At 73.0% G+C, this 13,415-nt stretch carries 12 protein-coding genes, 1 tRNA gene and 1 pseudogene; 1 reads left to right on the forward strand and 13 read right to left on the reverse strand.

Going from position 1 to position 13,415, the window contains the following annotated elements:
• Positions 1-123 precede the first annotated feature (123 nt).
• Positions 124-197, forward strand: a tRNA-Lys gene (locus tag AMK29_RS04680).
• A 67-nt stretch (positions 198-264) separates the two neighbouring features.
• On the opposite strand, the gene AMK29_RS04685 is transcribed toward AMK29_RS04680, so the two are convergent.
• The 13 genes and pseudogenes from AMK29_RS04685 to AMK29_RS04745 form a co-directional block, all read right to left on the reverse strand.
• A complete protein-coding gene (locus AMK29_RS04685) occupies positions 265-1,350 on the reverse strand; it encodes a glycoside hydrolase family 6 protein (protein ID WP_079196743.1) in 1,086 nt (361 codons plus the stop codon).
• A 286-nt stretch (positions 1,351-1,636) separates the two neighbouring features.
• Complete coding sequence (locus AMK29_RS04690; protein ID WP_073807782.1) at positions 1,637-2,317, reverse strand: class F sortase; 681 nt, start codon at positions 2,315-2,317, stop codon at positions 1,637-1,639.
• 2 nt (positions 2,318-2,319) lie between these two features.
• Positions 2,320-3,018, reverse strand: coding sequence for a PT domain-containing protein (locus AMK29_RS04695; RefSeq protein ID WP_073807784.1), 699 nt, complete (start codon positions 3,016-3,018; stop codon positions 2,320-2,322).
• 73 nt (positions 3,019-3,091) lie between these two features.
• Entirely contained in the window at positions 3,092-3,871 is a 780-nt protein-coding gene (locus tag AMK29_RS04700) for an HAD-IIA family hydrolase (protein WP_073807786.1), read from the reverse strand.
• Between the two features lie 109 nt (positions 3,872-3,980).
• A pseudogene (locus AMK29_RS04705) lies at positions 3,981-5,515 on the reverse strand (alkaline phosphatase family protein).
• 155 nt (positions 5,516-5,670) lie between these two features.
• The gene (locus AMK29_RS04710) at positions 5,671-6,729 is read right to left on the reverse strand and encodes a 2-aminoethylphosphonate ABC transporter substrate-binding protein (RefSeq protein ID WP_073807789.1); all 1,059 of its coding nucleotides are present in this window, start codon (positions 6,727-6,729) and stop codon (positions 5,671-5,673) included.
• Positions 6,730-6,781: 52 nt separating this feature from the next.
• Positions 6,782-7,579: an ABC transporter permease gene (locus tag AMK29_RS04715; protein WP_073807791.1), complete on the reverse strand. Its 798-nt coding sequence runs from the start codon at positions 7,577-7,579 to the stop codon at positions 6,782-6,784.
• A complete protein-coding gene (locus tag AMK29_RS04720) occupies positions 7,566-8,468 on the reverse strand; it encodes a 2-aminoethylphosphonate ABC transporter permease subunit (protein WP_241845096.1) in 903 nt (300 codons plus the stop codon). The genes AMK29_RS04715 and AMK29_RS04720 overlap by 14 nt, the downstream gene beginning before the upstream one ends.
• Complete coding sequence (locus tag AMK29_RS04725) at positions 8,461-9,513, reverse strand: ABC transporter ATP-binding protein (protein WP_073807793.1); 1,053 nt, start codon at positions 9,511-9,513, stop codon at positions 8,461-8,463. The genes AMK29_RS04720 and AMK29_RS04725 overlap by 8 nt, the downstream gene beginning before the upstream one ends.
• Complete coding sequence (locus AMK29_RS04730; RefSeq protein ID WP_073808303.1) at positions 9,510-10,211, reverse strand: phosphonatase-like hydrolase; 702 nt, start codon at positions 10,209-10,211, stop codon at positions 9,510-9,512. The genes AMK29_RS04725 and AMK29_RS04730 overlap by 4 nt, the downstream gene beginning before the upstream one ends.
• Positions 10,212-10,216: 5 nt before the next feature.
• Positions 10,217-11,353, reverse strand: coding sequence for a TIGR03364 family FAD-dependent oxidoreductase (locus AMK29_RS04735; protein WP_073807795.1), 1,137 nt, complete (start codon positions 11,351-11,353; stop codon positions 10,217-10,219).
• Between the two features lie 133 nt (positions 11,354-11,486).
• On the reverse strand, positions 11,487-12,245 hold the full coding sequence (locus tag AMK29_RS04740; protein ID WP_241845098.1) for a GntR family transcriptional regulator: 759 nt from the start codon (positions 12,243-12,245) through the stop codon (positions 11,487-11,489).
• A gap of 255 nt (positions 12,246-12,500) precedes the next feature.
• Positions 12,501-13,079: a hypothetical protein gene (locus AMK29_RS04745; protein ID WP_241845100.1), complete on the reverse strand. Its 579-nt coding sequence runs from the start codon at positions 13,077-13,079 to the stop codon at positions 12,501-12,503.
• Between the last annotated feature and the right edge of the window lie 336 nt (positions 13,080-13,415).

Raw genomic sequence — 13,415 nt, forward strand, 5'->3', positions numbered from 1 at the left:
ACTGTCTGGACATATCGCATTTTGACGGATCGAAGGTCCTATACGACCATCCGACAGGCCGGTGGCGATCGAAATTGGTCAGGAGCACGCCCGCACGTCAGGTAGAGTTCTCTCTGTCAGCAGGCGCCGCTAGCTCAGTTGGTTAGAGCAGCTGACTCTTAATCAGCGGGTCCGGGGTTCGAGTCCCTGGCGGCGCACGCAGAGTCAAGCCCCCCTCACCGATGGTGAGGGGGGCTTGGTCGTTATCCGGCCGTTCCGCTCGAACTATCGTGCGTTCTGGGCGAGTTCCTGGGCGTACGCGTCGAACCACTCCCCCGCCTTCGGGCCGCCCCGGCACGGGCCGTCCGACTCGCCCGGCCGCTTGATCCACAGGTGCGCCGCCACCAGCGGGTCCCCGGTGCTCCGGGTCGGCGGCGCGCCGAGCGCGCGGCCCGGCGGGTTGCACCAGCTCTCCGCCGGGTCGCCCTGGGTGTCGGGCCCGTTTCCGTTCCGGCTGGTGTCGATCACGAAGGGCTTGCCGCCCACCAGAGCCGAGAGCTGTCTGCCGTACGCGGTGCTCTCCTCGGTCGTCCGGAAGTTCGAGACGTTGACCGCGAAGCCGTCGGCCTCCGCGATGCCCGCCTCCTGGAGCGGGAGCCGCAGGTCCGCCGGTGCGCCCCAGCCCGCGTTGCCCGCGTCCAGGTAGACGGTGGTGGCGGGCTGGAGCTTCAGGCGCCGGACGGCATCGCGGAGCAGCTCGAACCGCTCGCCGCGGAGCCTTCCCCCGCTGTCCGTACAGCCGTCGACGACGTGCATCACGGCGTCCGGCTCCAGGACGACGGTGGCGCGGCGGGGGCCGATGCCACGGGCCACGCCGTCCACCCAGTCGCGGTAGGCGGCGGCGTCCGTGGCGCCGCCAGCCGAGTGCTGGCCGCAGTCGCGGTCAGGGATGGCGTACAGCACGAGCAGCGCCTCGCGGCCGGCGCGGGTGGCGGCCCCGGTGAGCGTCCGGATCGCGTCCTCGGAGCGGTCGGGACCGATCCACTCGGCCTGCGGCCGGGTGGAGATCCTCCGCAGCAGCGCGGCCTCGGCGGTCCGGCCCGCGGCGAGGTGCCCGGCCACCGCGAGGGCGGCCTTGCCGTCGGGGTTCACCCAGTAGGGGACGGCCTCCGGGCCGAGGGCGGCGGGGCGCGGCGCGGCCGGGGCGGCGGCGGCCGAGGGGGCGGCGCCCTGCCGCTGGGCGGCGGCGCTCGGGTCGCGGCCGCCGGAAGCGTCCCGCGCGGCGGGGCCCGTGCAGCCGGTGAGGAGGAGAAGGAACGCGACGGCCGGGAGGGCGAACCCGGCTCGGCACGCGGGTGTACGCGTGGACATGCGGGCCCCTCGGGCACGTGCGGAGCGATGGGTGACCATCGTGACACGGCGACCCTCTGGGCCTGGCGAGGCGCGGCCCCTACAGTGTCGGCCGACCCCCGACCTCCCGTGGCGGCACCGGACCCCTCCCGCGTCCGTGAGCCCCGCGGTCGAGGACCGGCCCGGTCGGCGGCGGCCCGGGACGCGCCCCGCCGACCGCGGCCAGGTCCATGGACGCCGCAGGGACCCGGGGGCACCGGCGCCCCACACCCCCTCGGGCCCGGGTCTGTGCCCCGCCAGGTACCCCTCAGGCGCCCCTCGGGCCCGGGTCCGTGCCCGTCAGGTACGCCGACACGACCACGTTCGCCGAGTACGTGCCCGTCGCGCGGTCGAAGGTTCCGCCGCAGGTGATCAGGCGGAGTTCGGCGCGGTGGGGGACGCGGGCGCCGTAGACCTCGCGGGCGTCGAAGTGGTCCCGGGGGTGGACCTGTACGTCGTCGACGGTGAAACGGGCGACGGATCCGTCCGTTCGGGTGACGCGGACCTCGGCGCCGGGGCGGGCCGCGCTCAGGCCGTAGAAGACGGCCGGGCGGGTGTCGGTGTCGACGTGGCCGACGAGGAGGGCCGGGCCGGCCGCGCCCGGCCGGGTGCCCGCGCCGAACCAGCCGACCGTGTGCGGCAGCTCGTAGGGCGGGGGGTCGATCGCGCCGTCGGCGTCCAGGCCGCGCGCGACGACCGGCGCGTCGATGCCGAGGGAGGGGACCTCGACCCGGCGTGGCGCGACGGGTGCGAGCGGGTCGTGGGCCGGCGGAAGTCTCGTGCCGAGCGGGCGGCCGACGGCGGCGATGTCGCCGGTGGTCGGCCCCGAGCCGGCCCCGGGTGCCTCGGTGGCCTCACGCCCCCAGAGCCAGAGGCCGAGCAGCAGCATGGCCCAGGCCACGCCGGTGACGAGTCGCCCGGTGCCCGCCGGGCGGGATCCGGACGACACGGTCACTCCGCGCCCGTGTCCGTACCGGAGCCGGTCGTGCGGCGGCGGGAGCTGCGGAAGGCGACCGCCACGGCGGCGACGGCGGCCATGCCGAGGCCGAGCAGGGTGTACGGGGTGCCGAGACCGCTCTCGCTGGTGGTCTGGGCGACACCGGGGGCGGCCGGCGCGGCGAACGCGACGGCGCCGCCGCCGCCCGCGCGGACCGGGGCGACCGGGCTCGCGTGGTGGGTCGGCCGGTACGTCGGCTCGTGGGTGGGCCGGTACGTCGGCTCGTGGGTCGGCCTGTGGGTGGGCCGGTGAGTGGGCTCGTGGGTGGGCCGGTGGGTGGGCTTGTGGGTCGGCTTCTGGTGCGTGACCTTGACGGTGCCGACGTCCGGGTGGTCGTGGCCGTCGCAGGTCACGCTGACCTTGTACGTGCCGTTCTCCAGACCGGACCTGATGGTGGTGTCGCCGAAGAGCGGGGCGCCGCCGCCGTCACGGCCGGTGAGTTCCGCGTCGGCGACGAACGCCTGGGACTTCGCGGCACCGGTCGTGCCCTTGCAGCCCTGGACGCGGACGTCGATGTCGGCGCCGGGCGAGGCGGTGGACGGGGTGACGGTGACCTTCACCCCGTCGTGGGCGTACGCGCCGCCGGCCGAGGGTGCCAGTACGAGCACCAGAGCCGCCCCTGCGGCACGGAGAGCAGTGGAACCTGAACGCATCGTGACCTCCTGGTACTGGAAGGGTCACCCGGATCGGCTCGGTCCGCATCCGCAGAGGACGGCCCGCGGGGTCCTACACGCGGTCGACGATGTCCGCGATCGACGGGACGATCTTCGACGGGCGGAACGGGAAGCGGTCGATCTCCGCCTGTGTCGTCAGGCCGGTCAGCACCAGGAAGGTCTGCATGCCCGCCTCCAGACCCGCCAGGATGTCGGTGTCCATCCGGTCCCCGATCATGGCGCTGGACTCGGAGTGGGCGCCGATCGCGTTGAGGCCGGTGCGCATCATCAGCGGGTTCGGCTTGCCCGCGAAGTACGGCTCCTTGCCGGTGGCCTTCGTGATGAGCGCGGCGACGGAACCGGTGGCCGGCAGCGGGCCTTCGAGGGAGGGGCCGGTCTCGTCCGGGTTGGTGCAGATGAAGCGGGCCCCGGCGTTGATGAGGCGCACGGCCTTGGTCATCGCCTCGAAGGAGTACGTGCGGGTCTCGCCGAGGACCACGTAGTCCGGGTCGTGGTCGGTGAGGACGTAGCCGATGTCGTGCAGCGCCGTGGTGAGGCCGGCCTCGCCGATGACGTACGCGGTGCCGCCGGGGCGCTGGTCGTCGAGGAACTTGGCGGTGGCGAGGGCCGAGGTCCAGATGTTCTCGACGGGGACTTCGAGGCCCATCCGGGCGAGGCGGGCGTGCAGGTCGCGGGCCGTGTAGATCGAGTTGTTCGTGAGGACCAGGAACGGCTTCCCGGTCTCCCGCAGCTTCTTGATGAACGCGTCGGCACCGGGGATCGGGACGCCCTCGTGGATGAGGACGCCGTCCATGTCGGTCAGCCAGGATTCGATCGGCTTGCGCTCTGCCATGGGTGCGGGACTCCTGCCGTACAAACGTGCGGTGTGCTGGGGGCGCCGCGACAGCGCTGTGGCGACGCCCCCAAGCCTAGTCAGGATGTCCGGATCCTGACCCTGTCGTTCAGGATGCGGTGACCTTGACCCCGTCGACGGTCCAGTACCAGTTGTTGGCACCGGTGTAGCGGAAACGGAAGCTCACGCTGGAGGCGCCGGCGGGGACGGCGACCGACAGGGACTGCGGCTGGGAGATCACGTCGGCCGTGTAGCTCTTGACCAGGGTCGGCGTGCCGCCGTTGAAGCTCGCCAGGACCTGGGCGACCTGGGCTCCCTCCTGGCGGTAGAAGGTCGTGAAGTCCAGGGTGACCCGGCTCGCGCCGGACACGCCGTACGCGGGGGTGACCAGCGTCGAGTCGTACGTGCCGGAGAAGGTCTTGTCGGCCCACTCGTCGGAGTCGGCGACGGCGAAGACGCCCCGGGCCCGCACGTTGAGTTCGCGGGACTGGTCGCGCTGCGACCGGGACCAGAACTCGTCGGTGGCGAAGGACCAGCCGCGCCACTCGGTCATGCCGCCGGTGCCCATGGCGTTGTTGATGACGGACCAGCCGCTGGGCGCCGTGTGGGTGAAGCCCAGGACGCCGACGGGGATGCCGGTCTCGTCGACGCGGCCGGTCAGCGACCCGTAGAGGCTGTCGAAGGGGTCGGTGGAGCGCTGCTGGATCGGCTTTCCGTCGAGGCCCCAGGCCGGGTCGGGGGTGATGCCGAGCTGGTGGAAGACGGTGGCGGCGACGTCCACGAGCCGGGTGTCGATGGGGCGCAGGCCGGCGGCGATGCCGGGGCCCTGGGCGAGGACGAAGGTGCGCCGCTCCTCGATGGCGGAGCCGCCGTGGCCGCCGCCGTCGGTGTGGCCGTGGTCGGTGGTGACGATGACCGTCCAGCGCTCGGTGGCGTAGGCGGGGCGGGCCTTGATCGCGGTGAGCAGGCGTCCGAGGTAGCCGTCCTGGACGTCGATGGCGTCGAGGTAGCGCTGGCTCGCGGCGCCGTAGCTGTGGCCGACCGCGTCGGTCTCGCCGAAGTAGACGAAGAGGACGTCGGGGTTCTGGTTGCGCAGGATGTCCTCGGTGATGTTCGTGATCACGAGGTCGTTGACGGCGTAGTCGTTGTTGTAGACGATCTTGGCGTCGGCGCCGGAGGTGACGGTGCCGTGGGTGTCGAGCTCGGGCCAGTCGACGGCGGCGAAGAGGGACAGCTCGGGCCGGATCTGGTGCAGCCGGGCGAGGAAGCCGGGGTACCGGCCGTAGTTCTTGCCGGTGAAGCTGTTGTCCTTGACGCCGTGCTTGTCGGGCCAGACGCCGGTGGAGATCGTGGACCAGCCGGGGCCGCTGGAGGTCGCGGCCATCGGGTTGGCGTAGAGCAGGGAGCGGCCGAAGGTTCCGTTCGCCATCAGGGACTTGAGGTGCGGGGCCTGGGCCGCGTCGATCCGGTCGTACCGGAGGCCGTCCATGCCGACGACGAGCACCTTGTCCTTGCTGGTGCCGCCGGGGAGCGTCGGCGAGCCGCGTGGGCGGCGGGGGCGGTGGCGAGTCCGGTGGCGGCGACGGCCGCGCCGGCGCCGGCGGCGGCGAGCACGGTGCGGCGGGAGATACCGGTGATCGGCATGTCGGAGTCCTCCGTGGAAGGGGGGCGGGGCATGCCAACGCCCCTGATCTCTCAGGGGCGTTGGTCCGTACCCGTTATCCTTCCGCGATACGCGGAGGCATTCCAGGGCCGTGCGGTGAACTCTTGGCCGACGCGCGGCTACCTGTCGGCTGCGGTCAGCTGCCGGTGGCGGCCTTCCAGGCGTCCACGTACGTCGTGAGGTTCTTGTCGATGTCGGCCCAGTCCGGCTCGAAGACCTCGACGCCCTCGATCAGCTTGGCGAGCGCGATGGCGTTGGCGTCGGTCGTCTTGACGTCCTTGCGGGCCGGGAAGCCGCCGCCGATCGCGCTGACCTCGCGCTGCGCCTCCACGCTCAGCATGAAGTCGAGGAGCTTCTTGCCGTTCTCGGTGTGCGGCGCCTTGTTCACCAGACCGGCCGCGTACGGCAGGGCGAAGGTGGTCGGCTTGCCGGCGCCCTTGGCCGGGAACCAGATGCCGAGGTTCGGCATGGACTTGGACTGGGCGAAGTTCATCTGCACGTCGCCGTTGGCGACGAGGAGTTCGCCCTTGTCGACCTTGGGGGCGAGCTTGGAGGTGGAGGACGACGGGCCGACGTTGTTGGCCTGGAGCTTCTTCAGGTACTCCATCGCCGGCTCCTTGCCGCCGAAGTCGTGCATCGCCTTGATGAGGACGGCGGTGCCGTCGCCCGCGACGCCCGGGGTGGAGTACTGGAGCTTGTTCTTGAACTTCCCGTCGAGCAGCTCCTCCCAGCTCTTCGGGGCCTGGGGAAGCTCCTTCTTGTTGTGGATGAAGCCGAAGTAGTTGTTGACGACGGAGGTCCACTTGCCGTCGCCGGACTTGTCGCCGCCGTCGACCTGGTCGGCGCCCTGGGGCTCGTACGCCTGGAGCAGGCCCTTGGAGTCCGCCTGCTGGATGAAGGGCGGCAGGGTCACGATCACGTCGGCCTGGGTGTTGCTCTTCTCGCGGAGGGCGCGCTGCACCATCTCCCCGGAGCCGCCCTCGACGTACTTGACCTTGATGCCGGTCTTCTTCTCGAAGTCGGCGAAGACCTTGTCGTACCAGCCGTCTCCGGCTTCGCCCTTGAGGCCGTCGGCGCTGTAGACGGTGACGATCTTCTCGTCGGCCGAGGCGGCGGAACCGCCGCAGGCGGTGAGGGTGGCGGCGAGGGCGAGCGCGCCGGTGACGGCGGCGATCGGCTGGGCGTACGTGCGCATAACGTCGTTCTCTCCTAGGACGGGTGACGCGTGAGGGCTGTGACGGGAAGGGCTAGCGGAAGGAGGCGCGGGTGCGGATCCGGGAGACGGCGAGCAGGGCCAGCAGGGTCGCGGCCATGAGGATCACGGCGAGCGCCGAGCCGGTGAAGAGGGATCCGCGGTCGGTGGCGGTGAAGATGAGGACCGGCAGCGGAAGCCAGTCCGGCGGATAGAGCATCATCGTGGCGCTCAGCTCGCCCATGGAGAGGGCGAAGCAGAGTCCGGCGGCCGCGTTCAGGGACGGCAGCAGGAGCGGCAGCTTCACCCGGAGCAGGACGTACGAGGGGCGGGCGCCGAGGCTGGCCGCCGCCTGCTCGTACATCGGGTCGAGCCGCACGATGGCGGCCGAGACCGACTGGTGGGCGAAGGCCGTGACGAGGACGGTGTGCGCGAGGATCACGATCCAGCGGGTGCCGTTGAGGAGCACCGGCGGCTGCGAGAACGCGACGAGGACGGCGAGGCCGACGACCACGGACGGCACGGCGACCGGCAGCATGAACAGGGCGTCCAGGACCCGCTTGCCCCGCTTCCCCAGGGCCGACGCGGCGAGCGCCGCCCAGGTGCCGACGGTCAGCGCGATGAGGCTCGCGGTGACGGCGGTGACCAGGCTGGTCGTCAGCGCCTGCAGGGACTCACCGCGCACGGCCGCCGTGTAGTGCGCGGTGGTCGGCCCGGACGGGAAGGCGCCGGACCAGTGGGTGGAGAACGAGGCCGCGACGATGACGAGGAGCGGCAGGGCGAAGAGCGGCACGAACAGGACCGCGAACCCGGCCCACACCGTCCACCTGCCCGTACGGCTATGCACCAGCACGGCGGCTCACCCCCCGGTAGAGGACGTACAGACCCACGGAGAGGGCGACGTTGACGACGGCGACGACACAGGCGGCGGCGTAGTCGGATTCGAGGATCGCCTTGCCGTAGACGAGCATCGGGAGGGTCGTGACGCCCTTGGCGCCGGTGAAGAGGACGATCCCGAACTCGTTGAGGCACATCACGAGGACGAGGCTGCCGCCGGCGGCGAGCGCGGGCAGCGCCTCGGGCAGGATCACCTGCCGCACGATCCGCAGCGGCCGGGCACCGAGCGAGGAGGCCACCTCCAGCTGCGCCGTCTCCATCTGCGAGAACGCGGCGAGCAGGGGCCGCATCACGAACGGCGTGAAGTACGTGATCTCGGCGAGGAGGACGCCCCAGGGCGTGGTGAGGAACTGGAAGGGGCCCGAGGGGTCTCCGGTGACGTCCGTCCAGACGCCGTTGGCCATGCCGACCGTGCCGTAGAGGAAGAGCAGGGCGAGCGTGATCAGGAAGGACGGGAAGGAGAGGAAGACGTCGATGAACTTCGACACCGCCTTCCCGCCGGGGAACGGTACGAACGCGATCACGACCGCGAGCACGAAGCCGAGGACGAGACAGCCGACCGTGGAGCCGACGGCGAGCCACACGGTGGTGACGAGGGCCTCGCGGAAGGACGTGGAGGCGAGGACGTCGGCGTACGCGCCGGGTGCCAGGGACTCCTGGACGACGAGGGCGAGGGGGTAGAGGAAGACCGCGGCGAGGACGGCGACGGGCGGCAGCGCCCAGACCCAGGTGGGGACCGCGCGCCGCGCGTCCGTGGTGGGCGTCCGTTCCTCCGGGGTGGTGCCGGCGGGCAGGACGTCCGGTGCGGGGTGCTTCTCGACGAGGCCCGGAGCTCGACTAGCCATCGGTCACCCCCGCGGCGAGCAGTACGGCGTCGTCCGGCGCGAAGTGCAGCGTCACCTCGGTCCCGAGCAGCGGCGTCTCCCGCAGCTCGCGGACGTCGGCCTTCACCCGGTGGCCGCCGACCTCGACGTACAGCCGGTGGGTGGAGCCCCGCCACTGGACCTCGCTGATACGGCCCCGCAGCGCGTTCGGCCCGTCGCCGAGCCCGACCAGGTGCGGCCGGACGCAGAGGGTCGCGGCCGCTCCGGGGACGACGTCCTCGGTGGCGACCTTCAGCTCGGTCCCCTCGAAGGCGACGCCGCCCGTGCCGACGGTCACCGGCAGCAGGTTGGCGTTGCCGACGAACGACGCCGTGAACTCCGTACGCGGCCTGCGGTACAGGTCCTGCGGGGTGCCGCAGTCCTGGAGCCGGGCCTTGTCCATGACGGCGATCCGGTCCGCCAGGGTCAGCGCCTCGACCTGGTCGTGGGTGACGTACAGGATCGACACGTCCGGCAGCTCGCGGTGGAGGCGGGCCAGTTCGGCCAGCATGCCGGAGCGCAGCTGGGCGTCGAGCGCGGAGAGCGGCTCGTCGAGGAGGAGCACCTTGGGCCGGATGGCGAGCGCCCGCGCGATGGCGACGCGCTGCTGCTGGCCGCCGGAGAGCTCCCGGGGGTACCGGTGGGCGTAGGCCGCCATGCCGGTCATCTCCAGGGCCTCGGCGACCCGGCCGGGTATCTCGCTCTTCGGCGCCTTCTGCGCCTTCAGGCCGAAGGCGACGTTGGCCTCGACCCGCAGGTGCGGGAAGAGGGCGTACTGCTGGACGACCATGCCGATCCCCCGCTGGTGCGGGGGGAGGCCGGTGACGTCGCGGTCACCGATGAGCACCCGCCCTGAGGCCGGCCGCACGAATCCGGCGACGGCCCGCAGCGCGGTCGTCTTGCCGGAGCCCGAGGGCCCGAGGAGGGCCATGACCTCTCCGGGCTCGACGGTCAGGTCGAGCCGGTCGAGGACGGTGGTGCCGCCGTACGCGACGGACACGGCGTCGAAGCGGATGCCGCTGGTCATGCCTCGCACTCCTGGAGGATCGCGGGGAGTTCGGCGATGGAGGCGAGGACGTGGTGGGCGCCGTGCTCCCTGAGCGCGGTCTCGCCGTGGGCGCCGGTGAGGACGCCCGCCACGATCCCGGCGCCGGAGCGGACACCGCTGAGCATGTCGTACGAGGTGTCACCGGCGACCGCGATCCGGCGGACGTCGTCGACGGCCCCGGTGCGCAGGAAGGCCGCGAGGACCATGTCCGGGTACGGGCGGCCCCGGCCGCCGGCGTCGGCCGGGCAGAGGGTGAGGCCGACCAGGTCGCGCCAGCCGAGGGCTTCGAGGATGGCGTCCTGGGTGACCCGGGCGAAGCCGGTGGTGAGGACGACGGTCCTGCCCTGCTCCTTGAGCGTGGCGACGGTCTCGGCGGCGCCCGGGATGGGGGCGATGCGGCCGTCGGAGACGAGTTCGCCGTAGGCGTCCTCGAAGAGGAGGTTGGCCTTCTGGGCCCGGGCCTCGTCGCCGCCGAGGAGGTGGCGGAAGACGGAGATCTTGGACTCGCCCATGGTGGCGCGGACGTGGCCGATCATCGCGGCGGGGTCTTCGCCGAGGCGCTCGGCGGCGACGGTGAAGGCCTGCTCGACGAGACCGTCGTCGGCGACGGTGGTGCCGGCCATGTCGAGGACGACGAGGTCGTGCGTGTGCTTCTGCGGGGAGTTCGCGGAGGTCATGTGGTTCACCAGCCCAGTTCGTTCGCGGTCGTCTCGGCGATGGCGGGCGAGCAGGTCATGCCCCGGCCGCCGGGCCCGGTCACCAGCCACACGCCGTCACGGACCCGCTGGCGGTGCACGACCCGGCTGGTGTCGACGCACTGCGCGTACACCCCGGCCCAGCGGCGACGGATCTTCGGCAGCGGGCGGCCGAGGAAGGACTCGACGACCCGGGTGAGGTGCTCGTAGGGGTCTTCGAGGGTGTCGAAGGCGAAGGGGTGCTCGTACTCGTGGGTGTCGCCGATGGTCAGTCCGCCGTCGAGGCGCTGCACCATGAGCAGCTGCATCTTGTGGGCGGCGGCGGTGGGGTCCTGCGGCTGCGCGGCCTGGAGCGCGTCGAGGGCCTCGGAGGCGTAGGCCGGGTAGTAGCGGAAGGAGTCCGCGTCGGCGACGGAGGTGGTGAGCGGCTCGCCGAGGGGCTCGGTCTGCATCATCTGGAGGCGGACGCGGCGGACGGGTATCTCGCCGGCGACCTCGCGGACGAGGCCGGAGAGCCAGGCGCCGGTGCACAGGACGACGGCGTCGCCGGTGTGGACGTCGCCCCGGTCGTCGCGGACGGCGTTCTCGCCGACGACGTCCCGCACCTCGCGGTTCGGCAGGAAGGTGTACTTCCCGGTGGCGAGGAGGGCCTCGCGGAGGGCGAGCTGCGCCAGGCGCGGCTCGACGGCCGCGTCCCGCTCGCACCAGAGCGCGGCCTGCGCCACGCCGTTCTCGAACGCGCCGCGCAGGGCGGGGTTGACGGCGAGGGCCTCGCCGGCCGTCAGCAGCTTGTAGCCGCGGGCGGCGGCGTCGGGCCGGGCCAGGGCGGCCTCGGCGACGGCCAGCTCCAGCTCGTTCCGCACGGGGGTGAGGGAGCCGTTGGCCCGGAAGCCGAGGCCGGGGACGCGGGCCCCGATGCCCTCCCAGAGTTCCCGGGCGCGCAGGGCGGTGTCGAGCTCTTCCCCGCCCGCCCGTCCGCTGACCCAGATCTGGCCGAAGTTCCGGAGGGAGGCTCCTCGCGCCTCGGCCTCCCGCTCGATGTGTACGACCTCATGGCCGCGTTCCACTGCGTGCCAGGCGTGCATGGTTCCCACCACGCCGGCTCCTACGACGATCACCTTCATGCCGTCGACGTTCGCGGCGGGCGGTGACCCGGAGGGGGCGGGTGGGCGACGGGACGGTAAACAAACCGACAAGCTTGGACCAGACCCGTTACCGTTACGTAATCTTAGGAGCCCGGGGGTGGCCCGTCGTTCGTCAACTCTGCTCCCCCAGGTGGGCGGTGAAGCTGAAGCGGTCACCCCGGTAGAGGGTGCGGACCCGCTCCAGCGGCCGGCCCCCGGTGTCCCGGGAGACACGGTGCAGCAGCAGCATCGGGAGCGCGGGCGGGGTGCCGATCAGCAGGGCCTCGCGCGGGGTCGCGAGCACCGTCTCGATGCGCTCGTCGGCGGCGCCGAACGTGATGCCGAGTCGGTCGTGGAGGTAGCCGTAGAAGGACGAGTCCGGGTCGAACTCGGTGTCCAGGTGCGGGACGCGGGCCTCGGAGACGTACGTGCTCTCCAGGCCGACCCGCTCGTCGTCGGCGAGCAGCACCCGCTCCATGTGCCAGACGGGCTCGCCCTGTTCGGCGCCGACCTCGGGGGCGAGCGCCGCCGGGCAGGGGAAACGGTCGAGCGAGATGAGGCTGCGGCCGGGGCGGCGGCCCTGGCGGCGCACGCCCTCCGTGTAGCTCGCGAGCGAGAGCGGCTGTTCGAGCTTGGGGCCCGCGACGACCGTGCCCCGGCCCTGCCGGCGCAGCCGCCCCTCCAGGAGCAGCTCGCGCAGGGCCTGCCGGACGGTCTCGCGGGACACCTCGTACCGGACGGCGAGGTCCCGCTCGGTGGGCAGCAGCCCGCCCTCTCCCAACTCGTCGACGAGAAGGGAGAGTTTCGCCTTGACGGCGTAGTACTTGGGCACGCGGCCGTGCTCCGGGATGCCGGAACGGACGGGGGCGCCGGGTGTGCTCTGGTAGTTCACCGGGGGATGGTCGCAGACGGGGATGAACGAGAGGGTGTACGGGGGGTGGCTCGGCGGTGCGGGGGGCGGGGGCGGGCGACGGGGCGCCGGCGGGGGCGGCGGAGCTGCCCGAGGGGGGTCGCTTCACGGGTGGTGGCGGGCCGGTCCAGAAGCGGCGATCGCTTCAGCGGTGGCGTTGGCGGGACCGGCCCAGGGCGGCCCACCTCAGCGGTGCCGGTGGCCGTGGCGGCGCACCGGCCCAGGGCGGCGACCACCTCAGCGGTGCCGTTGGCGGTGGCGGCGGAACCGGACGAGGAACGCGCCGAGCAGGACGAGTCCGGCGGCCAGCGGGGCGATGGATCGCGCGTACGCCTCCGCTTCCTCCCGTCCGGTCTGGGCGAGTTCCAGGTCCGGCGGACTGACGCCCGGGGCCGTCGGGGCGGCGGTGGGGTCCGGCGGGCGCGTCGCGGTCCCGGGCGGCCGCGAGGGGTCGGGGGTGCCGGGCGCGGTGGGTTCGGCGGCGGGCTCGTCGGGGGCGGCCGGACCGACGGTGAGGCGGTAGTCGCCGGACTCGCCGACCCAGTCGCCGTCGGTGCCACGGCGCTGCACGACGGCGGCGTTGACCACGACCTCGTCGGGGGCGGTCCCGGCGTCGAACGCCAGCCGCACGGGCACGGTGAGGGTCTTGCCCGGGGGGACCGCGAAGCCGCCGAATCCGGTGAACGCGCCCACGTTCTCCGCCTCCTCGGTCGCCTCGAAGGCCACGGGCCGCCAGCGCTCGGCCCCGGCGTCGTAGAACTCGAACCGGATCTGCTCGGGCCGCAGCGCCCGCTCCCGGTCGGTGAGGACGAGCACGGGGTGGACGCCTGAGCAGGGCGCGGCGGTGGTGTTGGTGAGGTCGAGCCGCCACTCCTGCGGGGGCCCGCCGGCGGGATAGTCGGCGGGGCCGCCGCGCAGCTCGGTGTCGAGCGGGAACCCCCCACCGGAGTCCGCCCCGCAGACGGGGGCGGGGGGATCGGGCGCGGGGGCGCGGGGCGCGAGGGCGGGGGTCGGGGCCGCGGGGCGCGAGGGCCGGGGCGGCGCGGCGCCGAAGACGGGCGGCGGGGCGAACGGGTCGCCGGCCGCCGGGGCCAGGACCGGAGGGCGGGTGGAGGCGGGGGCCGGGGCCGATGGTCCTTCGGCCGCCGGCTG

This window comes from Streptomyces sp. CB02261 (assembly GCF_001905665.1).
Classification (GTDB): domain Bacteria; phylum Actinomycetota; class Actinomycetes; order Streptomycetales; family Streptomycetaceae; genus Streptomyces.

What these genes read in the sequence shown, in the direction of transcription:
- AMK29_RS04685 (WP_079196743.1), bottom strand. Translation starts at nt 1,350, where the DNA reads ATGTCCACGCGTACACCCGCGTGCCGAGCCGGGTTCGCCCTCCCGGCC.
- AMK29_RS04695 (WP_073807784.1), bottom strand. Translation starts at nt 3,018, where the DNA reads ATGCGTTCAGGTTCCACTGCTCTCCGTGCCGCAGGGGCGGCTCTGGTG.
- AMK29_RS04700 (WP_073807786.1), bottom strand. Translation starts at nt 3,871, where the DNA reads ATGGCAGAGCGCAAGCCGATCGAATCCTGGCTGACCGACATGGACGGC.
- AMK29_RS04710 (WP_073807789.1), bottom strand. Translation starts at nt 6,729, where the DNA reads ATGCGCACGTACGCCCAGCCGATCGCCGCCGTCACCGGCGCGCTCGCC.
- AMK29_RS04720 (WP_241845096.1), bottom strand. Translation starts at nt 8,468, where the DNA reads ATGGCTAGTCGAGCTCCGGGCCTCGTCGAGAAGCACCCCGCACCGGAC.
- AMK29_RS04725 (WP_073807793.1), bottom strand. Translation starts at nt 9,513, where the DNA reads ATGACCAGCGGCATCCGCTTCGACGCCGTGTCCGTCGCGTACGGCGGC.
- AMK29_RS04730 (WP_073808303.1), bottom strand. Translation starts at nt 10,211, where the DNA reads ATGACCTCCGCGAACTCCCCGCAGAAGCACACGCACGACCTCGTCGTC.
- AMK29_RS04735 (WP_073807795.1), bottom strand. Translation starts at nt 11,353, where the DNA reads ATGAAGGTGATCGTCGTAGGAGCCGGCGTGGTGGGAACCATGCACGCC.